This is a genomic window from Novosphingobium sp. 32-60-15 (genome assembly GCF_002280675.1).
Lineage (GTDB): Bacteria > Pseudomonadota > Alphaproteobacteria > Sphingomonadales > Sphingomonadaceae > Novosphingobium.
Map to the genome: position 1 here is coordinate 97,221 of NZ_NCEN01000009.1, position 13,073 is coordinate 110,293.

General features: G+C 59.5%; 15 protein-coding genes. 4 read left to right on the top strand and 11 right to left on the bottom strand.

All coding sequences use genetic code 11. From position 1 onward, the window contains the following. Positions 1-4: 4 nt before the first annotated feature. Positions 5-1,576, bottom strand: coding sequence for a murein biosynthesis integral membrane protein MurJ (gene murJ, locus B7Y89_RS09010; RefSeq protein ID WP_292937760.1), 1,572 nt, complete (start codon positions 1,574-1,576; stop codon positions 5-7). A 66-nt stretch (positions 1,577-1,642) separates the two neighbouring features. Continuing rightward, the gene (gene secB, locus B7Y89_RS09015; protein ID WP_292937762.1) at positions 1,643-2,176 is read right to left on the bottom strand and encodes a protein-export chaperone SecB; all 534 of its coding nucleotides are present in this window, start codon (positions 2,174-2,176) and stop codon (positions 1,643-1,645) included. A gap of 230 nt (positions 2,177-2,406) precedes the next feature. Here secB and B7Y89_RS09020 point away from each other — a divergent pair, with 230 nt between their 5' ends. Genes B7Y89_RS09020 through B7Y89_RS09030 form a run of 3 tightly spaced genes read left to right on the top strand, consistent with a single transcriptional unit; the run spans position 2,407 to position 4,913 of the window. Next, complete coding sequence (locus B7Y89_RS09020; RefSeq protein WP_366415931.1) at positions 2,407-3,108, top strand: Tim44/TimA family putative adaptor protein; 702 nt, start codon at positions 2,407-2,409, stop codon at positions 3,106-3,108. A gap of 54 nt (positions 3,109-3,162) precedes the next feature. Further along, positions 3,163-4,347 (top strand): MltA domain-containing protein, encoded by a 1,185-nt coding sequence (locus B7Y89_RS09025; RefSeq protein WP_292937766.1) that lies wholly within the window; start codon positions 3,163-3,165, stop codon positions 4,345-4,347. Beyond that, positions 4,347-4,913, top strand: coding sequence for a Smr/MutS family protein (locus tag B7Y89_RS09030; protein WP_292937768.1), 567 nt, complete (start codon positions 4,347-4,349; stop codon positions 4,911-4,913). The genes B7Y89_RS09025 and B7Y89_RS09030 overlap by 1 nt, the downstream gene beginning before the upstream one ends. Here the strand turns inward: B7Y89_RS09030 and dapE are convergent. The 7 genes from dapE to rpmH form a co-directional block, all read right to left on the bottom strand. Then, the gene (dapE, locus tag B7Y89_RS09035) at positions 4,897-6,018 is read right to left on the bottom strand and encodes a succinyl-diaminopimelate desuccinylase (protein WP_292937770.1); all 1,122 of its coding nucleotides are present in this window, start codon (positions 6,016-6,018) and stop codon (positions 4,897-4,899) included. The genes B7Y89_RS09030 and dapE overlap by 17 nt on opposite strands. Next, positions 6,018-6,680 carry a glutathione S-transferase family protein gene (locus tag B7Y89_RS09040; RefSeq protein WP_292937772.1) on the bottom strand — a complete coding sequence of 221 codons (663 nt, stop codon included), beginning with the start codon at positions 6,678-6,680 and terminating at the stop codon, positions 6,018-6,020. Before B7Y89_RS09040 ends, dapE begins: the two co-directional genes overlap by 1 nt. Positions 6,681-6,783: 103 nt before the next feature. Next, positions 6,784-7,434 (bottom strand): ribosome biogenesis GTP-binding protein YihA/YsxC, encoded by a 651-nt coding sequence (yihA, locus tag B7Y89_RS09045; protein ID WP_292937788.1) that lies wholly within the window; start codon positions 7,432-7,434, stop codon positions 6,784-6,786. A gap of 32 nt (positions 7,435-7,466) precedes the next feature. Continuing rightward, entirely contained in the window at positions 7,467-9,254 is a 1,788-nt protein-coding gene (gene yidC / locus B7Y89_RS09050; protein WP_292937774.1) for a membrane protein insertase YidC, read from the bottom strand. A gap of 80 nt (positions 9,255-9,334) precedes the next feature. Beyond that, positions 9,335-9,544, bottom strand: a complete 210-nt coding sequence (gene yidD / locus B7Y89_RS09055; RefSeq protein ID WP_292937776.1) for a membrane protein insertion efficiency factor YidD — start codon at positions 9,542-9,544, stop codon at positions 9,335-9,337. Continuing rightward, complete coding sequence (gene rnpA, locus B7Y89_RS09060) at positions 9,541-9,933, bottom strand: ribonuclease P protein component (RefSeq protein ID WP_292937778.1); 393 nt, start codon at positions 9,931-9,933, stop codon at positions 9,541-9,543. The genes yidD and rnpA overlap by 4 nt, the downstream gene beginning before the upstream one ends. Positions 9,934-9,971: 38 nt before the next feature. Beyond that, the gene (rpmH, locus tag B7Y89_RS09065; RefSeq protein ID WP_054107782.1) at positions 9,972-10,106 is read right to left on the bottom strand and encodes a 50S ribosomal protein L34; all 135 of its coding nucleotides are present in this window, start codon (positions 10,104-10,106) and stop codon (positions 9,972-9,974) included. Between the two features lie 174 nt (positions 10,107-10,280). Between rpmH and B7Y89_RS09070 the strand changes: the two genes are divergently transcribed. Further along, positions 10,281-11,603, top strand: coding sequence for a CHASE3 domain-containing protein (locus B7Y89_RS09070; RefSeq protein WP_292937780.1), 1,323 nt, complete (start codon positions 10,281-10,283; stop codon positions 11,601-11,603). A 35-nt stretch (positions 11,604-11,638) separates the two neighbouring features. On the opposite strand, the gene mtgA is transcribed toward B7Y89_RS09070, so the two are convergent. Both mtgA and B7Y89_RS09080 read right to left on the bottom strand, forming a co-directional pair. Then, positions 11,639-12,361: a monofunctional biosynthetic peptidoglycan transglycosylase gene (gene mtgA / locus B7Y89_RS09075; protein ID WP_292937782.1), complete on the bottom strand. Its 723-nt coding sequence runs from the start codon at positions 12,359-12,361 to the stop codon at positions 11,639-11,641. Positions 12,362-12,421: 60 nt separating this feature from the next. Next, on the bottom strand, positions 12,422-12,991 hold the full coding sequence (locus tag B7Y89_RS09080; RefSeq protein ID WP_292937784.1) for a Crp/Fnr family transcriptional regulator: 570 nt from the start codon (positions 12,989-12,991) through the stop codon (positions 12,422-12,424). Positions 12,992-13,073: the final 82 nt, after the last annotated feature.

The following is a 13,073-nucleotide window of genomic DNA, read 5'->3' on the forward strand; positions in this document are numbered from 1 at the left end:
GCCTTCAATTGGTACGGCGACGCCGCAGGAGAAGTTTGAGATCATCCTTGGAGAACGCCCCCAGAATGACCGTGGCGAGCCCATAGACCACCACTCCGGACGTGACCAGTGCAGCCATTGCGGCAAGGCGGATCATCCAGGTGCCGGCGACATAGGGCATGACCAGCCCCTGACCCAGCCATAACACGCCGCCCATGGCCAGCGCAGCCAGCGCCAAACGCCAAACCCGCCGCTTCAGTCGCGCATCGGCCACAAAGTGCCCGCGCTTTACCAACGTGCGATACAGCATCCACACATTGACGGTTGAAGCAATCGCAGTGGCCAGCGGTGGTCCCATGTGCTGCAGCGGCAAGATCAGGATCAGGTTGCCGACAAGGTTCACCCCCATCGAGATGGTGGCAAAGCGTACCGGCGTTCTGGTATCCTGCCGCGCATAGAAACCCGGCGTCAGCACTTTGACCAGAATGTAGCTTGGTAATCCGATGGAAAAGGCTGCCAGTGCTTGCGCCGTATAATGCGTGTCTTGCGCATCGAACTTGCCATAGCCGAACAGCGCCGCCGTAATCGGCTCGCCACACAGCATCAACGCCATGGTAGCAGGCAGGGTCAGCAGCAGCGCCAATTCCATGCCCCGGTTTTGCGTGTCCATCGCAGCAGCTTCCTCGCCCCCGCCCAGTTGCCGCGAAATCGTCGGAAGCAAAACCGTGCCAAGACCGATGCCAATCAGCCCCAAAGGCAACTGGTTCAACCGGTCTGCCATATAGATATACGTCACCGAACCATTGGCCAGCAACGACGCTGCCAACGCGGTCGAAACCACCAGATTGATCTGCACCGCGCCTGCGCCCGCAGCAGCAGGCAGGATCAGCTTCATCAGCCGCTTGATCTCTGGCGACAAGCACGGGCGGCGCAACCGCAGCCGGACACCGTTTTTGCGGCAGGCCCACGCCAGCCACGCCAGTTGCAACGCACCCGAAACAGAAACACCAATCGCCTGATTGCGCGCGGTAATCAGCGGATCGTCGGAATGAAAGCCCAACAGGGCCACGATCAGCGTCACGTTCAACAGGATCGGTGCCGCAGCGTTGACCCAGAATTTGTTCATCGAATTGAGGATGCCGCCAAACAGCGACACCACGCTGATCAGCATCAGATAGGGGATCGTCAGCCGCGAAAGCTGCACCGCATAGGCAAACTGATCGGCACTTACCCCGTTGAATTTGCCCGATAGTACGAAAGTGACCGGCCAGGCGAACACTTCCAGCAGCACCGTCATCACAATCAGCACCGGCAGTAACACCGCCAGCGCCGCTTCGGCAAAGTCCAGACCATCGCGCAACCCTTTGCCTTCAGGGTCGGCGACTTTCTGGTTAAACATCGGAATGAAGGCCGATGAAAACGCGCCCTCGGCAAAGAGCGCGCGGAACATATTGGGCAGGCGAAACGCGACAAGAAATGCGTCCGAGGCAAAACCTGCGCCCACGTAGCGCGCAAACAGGCTGTCGCGCACAAGGCCCAGCACGCGGCTGAGCAATGTCAGCCCGCCAATCGTGCCGGTTGCCTTGAGAAGGTTCATGGCTTGCCCCCTTCACTCAAAGCCCGCTCATACCTTGGTAGAGCGGGTTTTCGAGCGATCCGGGAATCAGGCATTACCGGCCGGAACAGCTTCGGCAGTTGCTTGGGCCTGCGCCAGTTGCTGCATGTACAAGCCGTTGAAATCAATCGGCTCCAGCATCATCGGCGGGTAGCCTGCATCGCGCACGGCATCAGCAATGATGCGGCGGGCGAAAGGGAACAGGATGCGCGGACCTTCGGCAAACAGGAATGGATGCGCCTGATCTTCAGGAACATTGCGCATGCCGATCAGGCCGCAATAGGCCAGTTCAACGATGAACGCGGTGCCTTGCGATCCCTTTGACGTCACGTTGATCTTCAATTCGATCTCGTGAATTTCAGGCTGGATGACGCGCGCCGAAATGTTGAAGTCCACGGCCATTTCAGGGACTTCAGTCCACTGATAGCTTTCTGGCGCATTCGGATTTTCAACCGAAAGATCTTTCACATATTGTGAGATCAGCCCGATGGCCGGTGATGTGTCTTCGCCATTGGGAACGGGTCCGCCGTGGCCCTGCTCGTCAAGGTTGAGATTCGAAATGATGTTGCCTTCGTCGGCCATGAGGACAGCTTTCCTGGTGATTTATCCTTGGCCGCGCGCCTAGCACCACAGCAATCACGCGGCAATGCGCCTTGTTTAAAGGGCAGTTGCAACGGGCGGTCCGAAATCTTGCCCGTTTCGGTTCGCCCTATGGGTCATGCACGCGTTGTTCATTTGTAATCCGTACCTATTTAAGGCAAGTTGAAACGATGCCAAACGTGCTTTGGGCAAATTTGGCCAGTTCGGGATTAATGCGCGTGATTGTTCAGATTGTTATCCTGGCGATGATTGCAGCCTTTCTGGGCCTGCGTCTCTACTCCGTACTCGGCCGTCGGCCCGAGCGTGATGAAGAGCCTGTGCGCCGCCGAATCGAACAGCCCGACCCTTCATCGCAGAACCGCACTGTTGCCCAACAGCCCGTGACGCCGCGCCTTGTCGAAGGTGGCGCGAATGGCAACCGTGCGCGGGAAAACGTGGCTCCGGAACCCAGCACGCTTGATAATCGCGCCGAAATCGGCGTTCGTGCGATCATCGCAGCAGACCGCCGCTTCGATCTTGCCCAGTTCCTTGCCGGTTCAAAGGGCGCTTACGGCATGATTCTCGATGCGTTTTGGCGCGCTGATAAGGAAGAGCTAAACCAACTTTGTGACGCCGATGTGTATGAAGGTTTTGCCTCGGCCATCGATGCGCGCATTGCTGCTGGTGAAACGGTCGAAGCCCGTCTGATCCGCATCGAAGAAGCCCGCATCATCGCCGCCTCACTTGAAGGTATGGTTGCGCGAATCACTGTTCGCTTTCTGGCAGACATCGCTTCGATCACGCGTGATTCGGAAGGCCAGGTTATTGCCGGAACGCTCGACGATGCGGTTGAAACGCGTGACGTGTGGACATTCCGCCGCGATCTTACCTCAAGCGATCCCGACTGGTTGCTGGACGAAACTGACGAAGCCTGAACCAAGGCGATGCGGGGGGAAGACGTAGCCGGGAATTCTCGGCATAACCGTAGGATGCTGCGTCTATCCTTCCTGATCGCGTTTACGCTTCTGGGCAGTTGTGTTCGGCTCGTACCTGAGGGCGCAGGGCCAGCGCCCGTCCTGCCGAAGCCTGCTGTGACAGGCGCTACGGCCGCGCTGGCTGGAGTGACAACAGGGCCGCTTACCTCGGGCCTTGGCTTCAAAACAGACAATACCGCCGCAGCGCTCGGCACGTTTGTGCAATCATGCAGCAGGCTTACGAAACGCGCTGACACATCGGGCCTGACCCGTCCTGAAGATTGGGCACCGGCCTGCGCCGCCGCAACGGCATGGCCCGCAGGCGATGCTTCGCGCTTTTTCTCGACCTATTTCGAAACCGCTGAAGTGGGTGATGGCAACGCGTTCGTCACCGGATACTTCGAACCTGAAATTTCAGGCGTCCGCCAGCGCCAGCCCGGCTTTGACGTACCCATATACAAGCTGCCGCCAGACCTTGTCCGCGCCAAACCCGGGGATGCCCAACCGCTTCCCGATGGCCGGATGCCACTGGGCCGCTATGACGATGCGGGCGTGTTCACAGCCTACTATGACCGCGCGCAAATCGACAGCGGCGAACTGGCGGGCAATGGCCTTGAATTGGGCTGGGCAGCTGATCCTGTCGAAGTGTTCTTTTTGCAAATCCAGGGCTCTGGACGCCTGCGTGCACCCGATGGCAGCGTACTCCGCCTTGGTTTTGCAGGGCAAAATGGCCACGCTTACGTTGGCATCGGCTCAGTGATGCGCGAACGCGGCTTGATCGGCAGTGCGCCTGGCCAATATTCGGGATCGATGCAGGGCATCCAGCAATATTTGCGCGACTTTCCTGCCGAGGGCCGCGCACTGATGCGAATGAACCGCAGCTATGTGTTCTTCCGCGAATTGACCGGCGCTGGACCGGTGGGCGCGCTGAACGTTCCGATTGCGGGACGTTCGACCGTCGCGGTTGATCCGGCTTTCGTGCCTTTGGGTGCACCGGTCTGGCTGCAGCTTGACCGTAAGGACGCCAGCGGACTGTGGGTAGCGCAAGACACTGGCGGGGCCATTCGCGGCGCCAACCGTTTTGACAGTTTCTGGGGCGCAGGAGCACAAGCGCGCGAAATTGCCGGCGGGATGAGTGCGCGAGGACGTGCGCTGATCCTCCTGCCAAAGGGCACGCTGGCGCGTCTGGGCCAGCGCTGATGCGCGCGCCACGCGGCCTCTCGCCCGATGAGGCTGCGCTGTGGGAGCGGGTTGCGGCAACCATTGTCCCGCTGAACCCGGTGCGCAAGGCAAAGCCCGTGCTGGCTGAACCGGCAGCGATCCACACGCCAGCCCAACCCAAGGCGATCAAAGGCCGCGTGCCGCAGCCGTTGCCTGCTCCGCCCCCGCCTTCGCCAATTGCCCGTCCGTTGCAAAACCACGGCCTCGATTCAACGTGGGATCGCAAGTTGGCGCGCGGATCCATCGTGCCCGATGTCACCATTGATCTTCACGGCATGAACCTTGATGCAGCGCACGGCCGGCTGAACGGAGGCATCGCACAGGCCCTGGCCATGGGATCACGCGTGATCCTGCTGATCGCGGGCAAGCCCCGCCCGCATGATGAGCATGACGCGCGCGGATCGCGACGCGGGGTAATCCGCGCAAAGCTGCTCGACTGGCTGGCGCATAGCCCACACGCGCGCAATATTGCCGCTGTCCGCCCTGCTCAACCGCGCCACGGCGGCGCGGGCGCGGTCTACATCGTGCTCAGGAAAGCGCGCTAATAGCGATTCGCGTGTAGATTCGCTGGAGAACATGCAAATCCGCCATCGCCACCGCCTCGTCGGTTTTGTGCATGGTTGCGTTACACAGACCGAATTCGACCACAGGGCAAACCGCGCGCAAGAACCGCGCATCTGATGTGCCGCCGCTGGTCGACAATTCAGGATTGAGGCCCGTTTCGGCTTTTACGGCATCGGCAATGATCGTGGAAAACGCACCGGGAAGCGTGATGAAGCTTTCGCCCGAAATGACCGCGCGCACCTCACCTTTGTGGCGGCGCGCGATTTCTTCAACCATGGCGACCAGCGTTGTCCCCGAATGCTGATCGTTGAAGCGGACAGAAATCCGCGCGCGGGCTTCGGCCGGGATCACGTTCGTGGCCATGTTGCCCACTTCAAGATCGGTCACTTCAAGGTTCGATGGCTGGAACCACTTGGTCCCGCCATCAAGCACCAGCGCGTCGAGTTCTGCCAGCAGCGCGATCAGGCGCGGGATGGGGTTATCGGCAAGGTGCGGATAGGCAACGTGGCCTTGCGCGCCCTTGCACGTGATCCACATATTGACCGAGCCGCGCCGCCCAATCTTCACCATATCGCCCAACCGGTGAACGGACGTAGGCTCACCCACTAGACAAAAGTCCGGCTCGGCTTTGAGTTCCCGGATCAATTCGATCAAGGGCACGGTGCCAAAGCGCGCGGGGCCTTCTTCATCGCCAGTGATTATGAAGCTGAGCGTACCCGCCTCTGCCGGAACATCAGCCACCGCCGCTACCATCGCCGCGATGGAACCTTTCATGTCCACCGCCCCGCGTCCGTAAAGCAGTTCGCCCCGGCGTTCGGCTTTGAAAGGGCCAGACGTCCAGCCCTCGCCCGCAGGCACGACATCAAGGTGTCCTGCAAAAGCGAAGTGCCGCGACCCTTCAGGGCCTTGGCGGATTGCGAACATGTTCTCCACCGGTCCGTCCGGCGCCTCACCGGCAACGAACCGGTGAATGGTAAAGCCAAGTGGTTCCAGCATGGCGGCAAGGCAATCAAACACCGCGCCGGTCGCTGGCGTAACGCTCTCGCAATCGATCAACTGTTCGGCAAGAAGGACAGGATCAAACATCAAACGGTAGCCTCTTCAAAGTGTTCGATCACCCAGTCTTCAGCCTCGGCTGCGTTGACCCACGTCTGCATCCAGTCGTGCGTCCAGACTGCGTCCATATAGGCCAGCGCAAAGCCGGGAACTCTGACACCATAGGTCATGAAGCGTGAAACGACCGGCGCGTAGATGATGTCAGCTGCACCAAACGCGCCAAACAGGAAAGGGCCGCCATCGCCGAAACGCGCGCGCGCTTCGGCCCAAAGACCAAGGATGCGTACGATATCGGCGCGCACTTCAGGCGAAATGGGAAAGCCTTCAACACGTTTGCGGATGTTCATCGGCAGGTGGCGGCGCAACGGCAGATAGCCAGAGTGCATTTCGGCGGCCATGGAACGCGCCATTGCCCGCGCCGCGTCGTCCTTGGGCCAGAAACGGTCACGCCCTACCTTGTCGGCAAGGTAATCGATGATCGCAAGGCTGTCCCAAACAACCACATCGCCGTCCCACAAGATCGGCACTTTGCCTGATGACGGGGCGAGGCTTTCATCACGGCGCGCGTCACCCCAAGCCTTGCCATAGAGCGGGATGACAGCTTCATCAAAGGCGAGGCCGGACTGCTTTGCAGCCAGCCAACCGCGCAAGGACCAGCTTGAGTAGTTTTTGTTGCCGATGATGAGCTTCATCGCATTTGCCCTGTACCGTTTCGACGCCGCGTAGCCGTTCAGGTTCGCAGTGTCGAGGCTGAACAGATTTGCACTGCCCAGAGCGGCAATTGCGGGCGAAAGCTTAAATCTCGCTGTCGGCCAGAACGGCGGCGCGCAATTCTTCGATGCCCATTTTCTTTTCCGATGAAGTGACCAGCACTTCGGGATAGGCGGCGGTGCGTTTGCGCGCGGCGGCAAGCGTTTCGGTATAGACCTGATCAAGTTCGCTGGCCTTGATCTTGTCAGCCTTGGTCAGGACGACGCGATAGCCGACTGCGGCCTCGTCCAGCATTTTCATCATTTCGGTATCGACGTCTTTGATGCCGTGGCGGGCATCGATCAACAGCAGCGCACGTTTGAGAACAACGCGGCCACGCAGAAAATCGCGCACCAGTTTGCGCCATTGCTCCACTACCTTAGGCGGAGCCTTGGCAAAGCCGTAACCAGGCATATCGACCAGACGCAGGAGTGTAGGATCGCCCACTTCGAAGAAGTTGAGCTCCTGCGTGCGGCCCGGCGTAACCGAGGTACGCGCAATGGATTTGCGACCCGTCAGAGCATTGAGCAGCGACGATTTCCCGACGTTCGACCGGCCCGCAAAGGCAATTTCGGGCACATCGGGATCGGGCAGGAAGTGCAACGCGGGCGCAGATTTAAGGAATTCGATGCGGCCTGCAAACAACAGGCGCGCCCGTTCGATCAACTCTGCCTTGACCGCAGCGTTGGCTGCCAGTTCGCGGGCGTCGGGTTGGATATCTTCTGGGTTCAAGGTGTTTTCGGCTTCCGTGTGGAAGCAGCCTTCTGTTCGCGGGTGACGGCGCGATTGACGTCCGTCTGGTCCTTGTCAGCTTGCGCCTTTAACTGCGGGTGCTTGCTGTAAAGGTACTTTTGCTGGGCGATGGTCAACAGGTTCGAGGTGATCCAGTAAAGCAAAAGCCCTGCGGCAAATGGTGCCATGACGAACATCATGATCCACGGCATGATCGAAAAGATCTGCTGCTGTGCGGGGTCCATCGCCGCGGGCTGAAGCTTGAATTGCAGCCACATGGTGATGCCAAGCAGGATTGCCAGAACGCCGATGGCGAGGAAGCTGGGGGGATCAAACGGCAGCAGGCCGAACAGATTGAGGATGTGCGCAGGATCGGGCGCGGACAAATCCTTGATCCACAAAACGAACGGCTGATGGCGCATTTCTATGGTCAGCGTCAGCACTTTATAAAGCGCGAAGAACACCGGAATTTGCAGGAAGATTGGCAGGCAACCCGCAAGCGGATTGACCTTTTCTTCCTTGTACAGTTCCATGATCTTCTGCTGCTGCGTCTGCTTGTCATCCTTGTAGCGTTCTTGCAGTGCCTTCATTTTGGGCTGCAATGCGCGCATGGCGGCCATGGAGGCGAACTGGCGCTGTGCGATCGGGAACATCACGCCGCGCACCACCAGCGTGAGCAGGATGATGGCTAGGCCGAAGTTGCCGACTTTGTTGAAGATCGAATCGAGCAGCCAGAAAATCGGCTTTTCAAACCATGAGAACCAGCCCCAATCGATCGAGAAACTGAAGTTGGAAACGCCAGCCGCTTCATACTTTTCGAGAACCGAGTTTTCCTTTGCACCGGCGAACAAGCGGACAGTCTGTGACTGCACCTTGCCCGGAGCGACCGACACCGTGGGATAGATCAGATCAGCGCGATAGATGCCTTTGCCGAGCGCGCGGAAAGCGGCCTCTGCCTTGGCACCGGCATCGGGGATGAGCGCCGAAAGCCAATAGATGTCGGTAAAGCCGATCCAGTTGGACACGCCCTTAAGCGCGATGGCACCACCCGGCGCTTCGGCCACGGTCGAATAGTTATTGTCAAAATTCACCGAGCCATCAAACGCGCCGATAGGGCCTGAATGGAGCTGCCAGGTGTCAATGCTCGACGTTTTTTCCGTGCGATTGACCAGCGCGAAGGGGCGCACGACCACGGCCGCAGGGCCGGTGTTAGCAACACTTTGGGTTGCAGTGATCATGTAATCCGCATCGATGGCATAGCGAATCGTGTAGGTCTGACCGGTCGTATTGCTCCAGCGAAGCGTGACCGGCGTTTGCGGTGTCAGCTTTGTGCCTTCGGCGGTCCACATCGTTTTGGCGTCAGGGGCAGCGACGCCTTCACCCACCCAGCCGATCTGGGCAAAGTGTTGCGCGGGGGTTCCGGCGGGCGAAAACAGGCGCACCGGCGCGCTGGATTTATCGACCGTTTCACGATGACGGGCCATCGAAACGTCATCGACAAGCGCGCCCATCAGGTTGATCGAACCTTTGAGGCCCGGCGCATCAATAATGACGCGGTGACCAGCGGCGAGTTCGGCGCGCAAGTCTTTCTTTTCAAGCGCAACGTCGGCAGCGTTCAGCAAGCCACCTTCGCGCCCGGGCTTGGCGGCTGCGGCCGGTGCCGAAGCTGCGGCCACGGGGCGCTTGGCTGCTTGCGGATAGAACCAGCTCATTGCCGATTCCCACCCCAGCAACAGCAGGCCGGTAAGCACCACAGCCAGAATGATATTGCGCTGATTCTGCACCGTGTTCGCGTCCTGTCAGTCAAATGCCGCGCAAGCGCAGCCCGTAATTATGTTCGCAGGACAGGCTTACGGCTCGGGCCTTACGGAACCGGATCGTAGCCGTGCCCACCCCACGGATGGCAGCGCAATAGCCGCTTCGTCGCCAGCCAGCCACCCTTAATCGCGCCATGCTTTTCAACCGCCTCAATCGCATATTGCGAACATGATGGGCTGTAGCGACACGATGGCGGTAGAATCCGTGATGGGCCAAGTTGCCAGCCCCGCGCAATCAGGATGAGCAGGCGCTTCACTTGCGCGGCTTGCCAGAATGTGGGCGTTTGCGCGGAGCATCACCTTTGCCATCTGCTGCACGCGAAAGCGCAATGGCCAACTCGCTGCGCAAAGCGGCAAAATCGCGCTCGAGCCCGCCTTCGCGGCCAATCAGCACATGGTCAGCGCCGTGAATGCCAGCGTCTGGCAAGGCTTCTCGCAAAAGCGCACGAAAACGGCGTTTCATGCGGTTGCGAACAACCGCGTTGCCAATCTTTTTCGTGACGGTTACGCCAAAGCGCAGATCGGCTTCGGCAGCGGGCACCGTATCACGGTTTACCAACAGCACGAATCCGGGCCTTGCGACCCGGATTCCGCGATTGGCGGCAACAAAGTCCGCCCGTTTCCGAATAGTGGCGATTCGGGTCATCCCCGGGACCGCACTGTCCGGAAGGTTTTCGGCTGCGATCAGGCCGACAGTTTCTTGCGGCCGCGCGAACGGCGGGCTGCAAGAATCTTGCGGCCACCCGGGGTAGCCGAACGGGTGCGGAAGCCGTGACGGCGGGCACGCACGAGGTTGCTTGGCTGGAAAGTGCGCTTCATCTGTTTGCTCTTCTCATTAAAATCGGTGAACAGGCGAACATCGCCGCAAGTGCGACGTGCCGGAATCAGGCTGTGGCCGATAGGCGAAGCCCCGCAAGGCGTCAACCCTGTGACAGAAGGATCAATCAGTTCAACGCGTTGCGGCAATGCCTTGGAAGGTTTACGGACCGCGATATGAACATCAGGAGCGAATCCGGGCAGTCCCTCCCCCAACTGCGCTGGTACCAGCGCGCGCCGCGCATCCCCACATTGGCGCTGTTTGGCGTTGTTGCGCTGGCACTTCTTGGCACTTTCGCGCTGATTCTCGCCACGGTGAACGCCGAACGCATTCAGCGCGAACAGGCTGTGCGGACGAGCGGCATAATCGCGACGCTTGATGTCATCGTGCGCGCAACGATGAGTGGGGAAACCGGGCAGCGCGGCTATTTCATCACCAGCGATACGCGCTATCTTGCGCCCTATCTTGAGGGGCAGGCGCAATATGCTGCTGGAATGGCACGGTTGCGCGAACAGATGGGCGATGATCTGCCGCCCGACCAGGCGCAATTGTTAGCCGGAATTTCACGGTTGGGCGACGCCAAGTGGGTCGAAATGTCGGACGTGGTGGGATTGGTCAAAGAGCGCCGCATTCCTGATGCCCACGCGCGCATGCTGTCTGATGAAGGCCAATTGGCAATGCAGGGCCTGCGCCGGTCGGTGGCGCAGTTGGAAAGCATCGAACAGGTCAGGTTGGACCGCGCGGCGCTTGCTGCGGCTACCGCAGAGGCGCGCATTGTGCCATCGCTTGCGGCGCTGTTCGTGGTCATAGTCTGCGCGTTGGCGCTGGGCTTGTGGCAAGCGGTGCGCAAGGCCGAGGCGGAAGCCATGGCGGAAGGTGCCGCTGCGATTGCCGAAGCTAGGGACCGCGCAGATTTGCTGGCCAAGGAATTGAATCACCGCGTTAAAAACCTGTTCGCGGTGATTTTGGCCATCGTCAAGATGTCGGCCCGGGGGGACGCGGCGGCGGCGCCTGCGGTTGATCGGATCGCCAAACGCATTCACGCTTTGGTGACCGCGCATGAAGTGACGCAGGGCACTGGACAGGACCAAACGGTCGATTTTGCGGACTTGATCGCCAAAGTTATCGCGCCCTACCAGTCCAGCAGCGAACGCTGTGAATTGTCGGGCGGGGCATTGGTGCTGCCTGGGCGTCATGCGGTGCCGCTGGGGCTTGTTCTGCACGAACTGGTGACGAACGCCGTCAAATATGGCGCATGGTCACAACCGGGCGGGTTGTTGCGCGTGAGTTGGGAATGCACAGATGGCCGGGCGCGCGTGTTGTGGGAAGAAATTGGCACGGCCGCTGGCGGCGCAAAGCCAGAAGTTGGGCGCGAAGGCTTTGGCTCGGCACTGATCCGTTCGTCCGAGCGCCAGTTGAACGGCACGATTACCCGAAGCTTTGGCGATCAGGGCATCGTGGTGGAAATGGCTTTCCCGCTGGAGGGGGACGCGGGCTGAGGTTTACCGGCCGCAAGGAACTTGCGCGATATTGATTAGCGATAGACGCAAGCGTCAAGCGCTTCGTTCTTTACCACGGCCACGCGTCGCGCGATGGAATTGCCGTGGCGACGGGTAAAGCCACCCGCACCGTTCACTTCGCGCTTCTTGGGTTGCGGTAGAACGGCAGCGATACGCGCTGCTTCAACCGGGCTGAGTTTGCGCGCGCTTTTGCCGTAGTAGCGCTGCGCACCTGCTTCGACGCCGTATGTACCAATGCCGGTTTCGGCAACATTGAGGTAGACCTCCATGATCCGGCGCTTGCCCCAGATCGTTTCGATAAGGACGGTGTACCAAGCCTCAAGCGCTTTGCGCACATAACCACCGTTTTGCCATAAAAACACATTCTTTGCGGTTTGCTGGCTGATGGTGGAACCACCGCGAATGCGCCCGCCTTTGGCGTTGCGTTTGAACGCCTGCATGATTGCATCCTGATCAAAACCACCGTGGACGCAGAACTTGCCATCTTCTCCCGATATGACCGCAGCCACCATATCGCGGTCAATATCTTCAAGCGCGGTCCAGTCTTTTGTTATCGGATTATCGTCCATCACCATGGTCAAGGTAATGGGCACCGGCACGAATTTATAAATTACCACTTGCGCGACCGAGAGGAACAGGAACGCCGCCACCCAGCGCGCGATAAACCAGCCGATCCGGCCAAACAGCCCCGACGAGCGATTCACAGTTGAGCGCGGCAAGGCCTGATCGTTGTTCATACGCGCCAAAACTATTCGCAAATGTACCGGTGTGGCAATGCCCTCTATAGAGGCCTTCAATCACGCGGTCTGTGAATAGCGTTTAATCCGCTCTGCCAGTTTGGTGATCGACGGGATCAATATCCGCCGGCCCTCTTTTACCACCAGGCGTTCGCGGACCAGCAACGACAATTCGCGCGTGACAGTTTCACGGTTAGTACCAATGCGAGCGGCCAGTTCCGACTGGGTGGGAACGCGCAAAATGCTCGCCCCGCCTTTGTTATCGGGCAATTCTGCCAGCCGCAACAATTCGGCTTGGAGCCGTGTACCGACCGCCATCGTCGAAAGTTCGTAAATGCGGTTGGTGAGATAGCGCACCTGATGCGCCAGATAGCGCGACAGCCACAAGCTGAGCACAGGCTCTTGTTCGATAAGGGAGACGAAAGTCTTGCCCGGAATGAACAGGAGACTGCTGTTTTGCGAGGCCACAACATCAGCGGAACGCGGCTCACCGTCAATGGCCGCCAATTCCCCGAAGATTTCACCCGGCCCGATTGACCGCAAAACCGTTTCGCGGCCTTGGGCAGAAATCAGGGAAACGCACAACAGACCTTCGACAACCAAATAAACATCGCTAGGCTCAGGACCCATTAAATCGCTTGCGCTGGCGGCGATGGCTTGATTCAATAGCGGCGTTGAGGAGGCGCTGCTTTTGTCGGAACTCTGGTTGTTG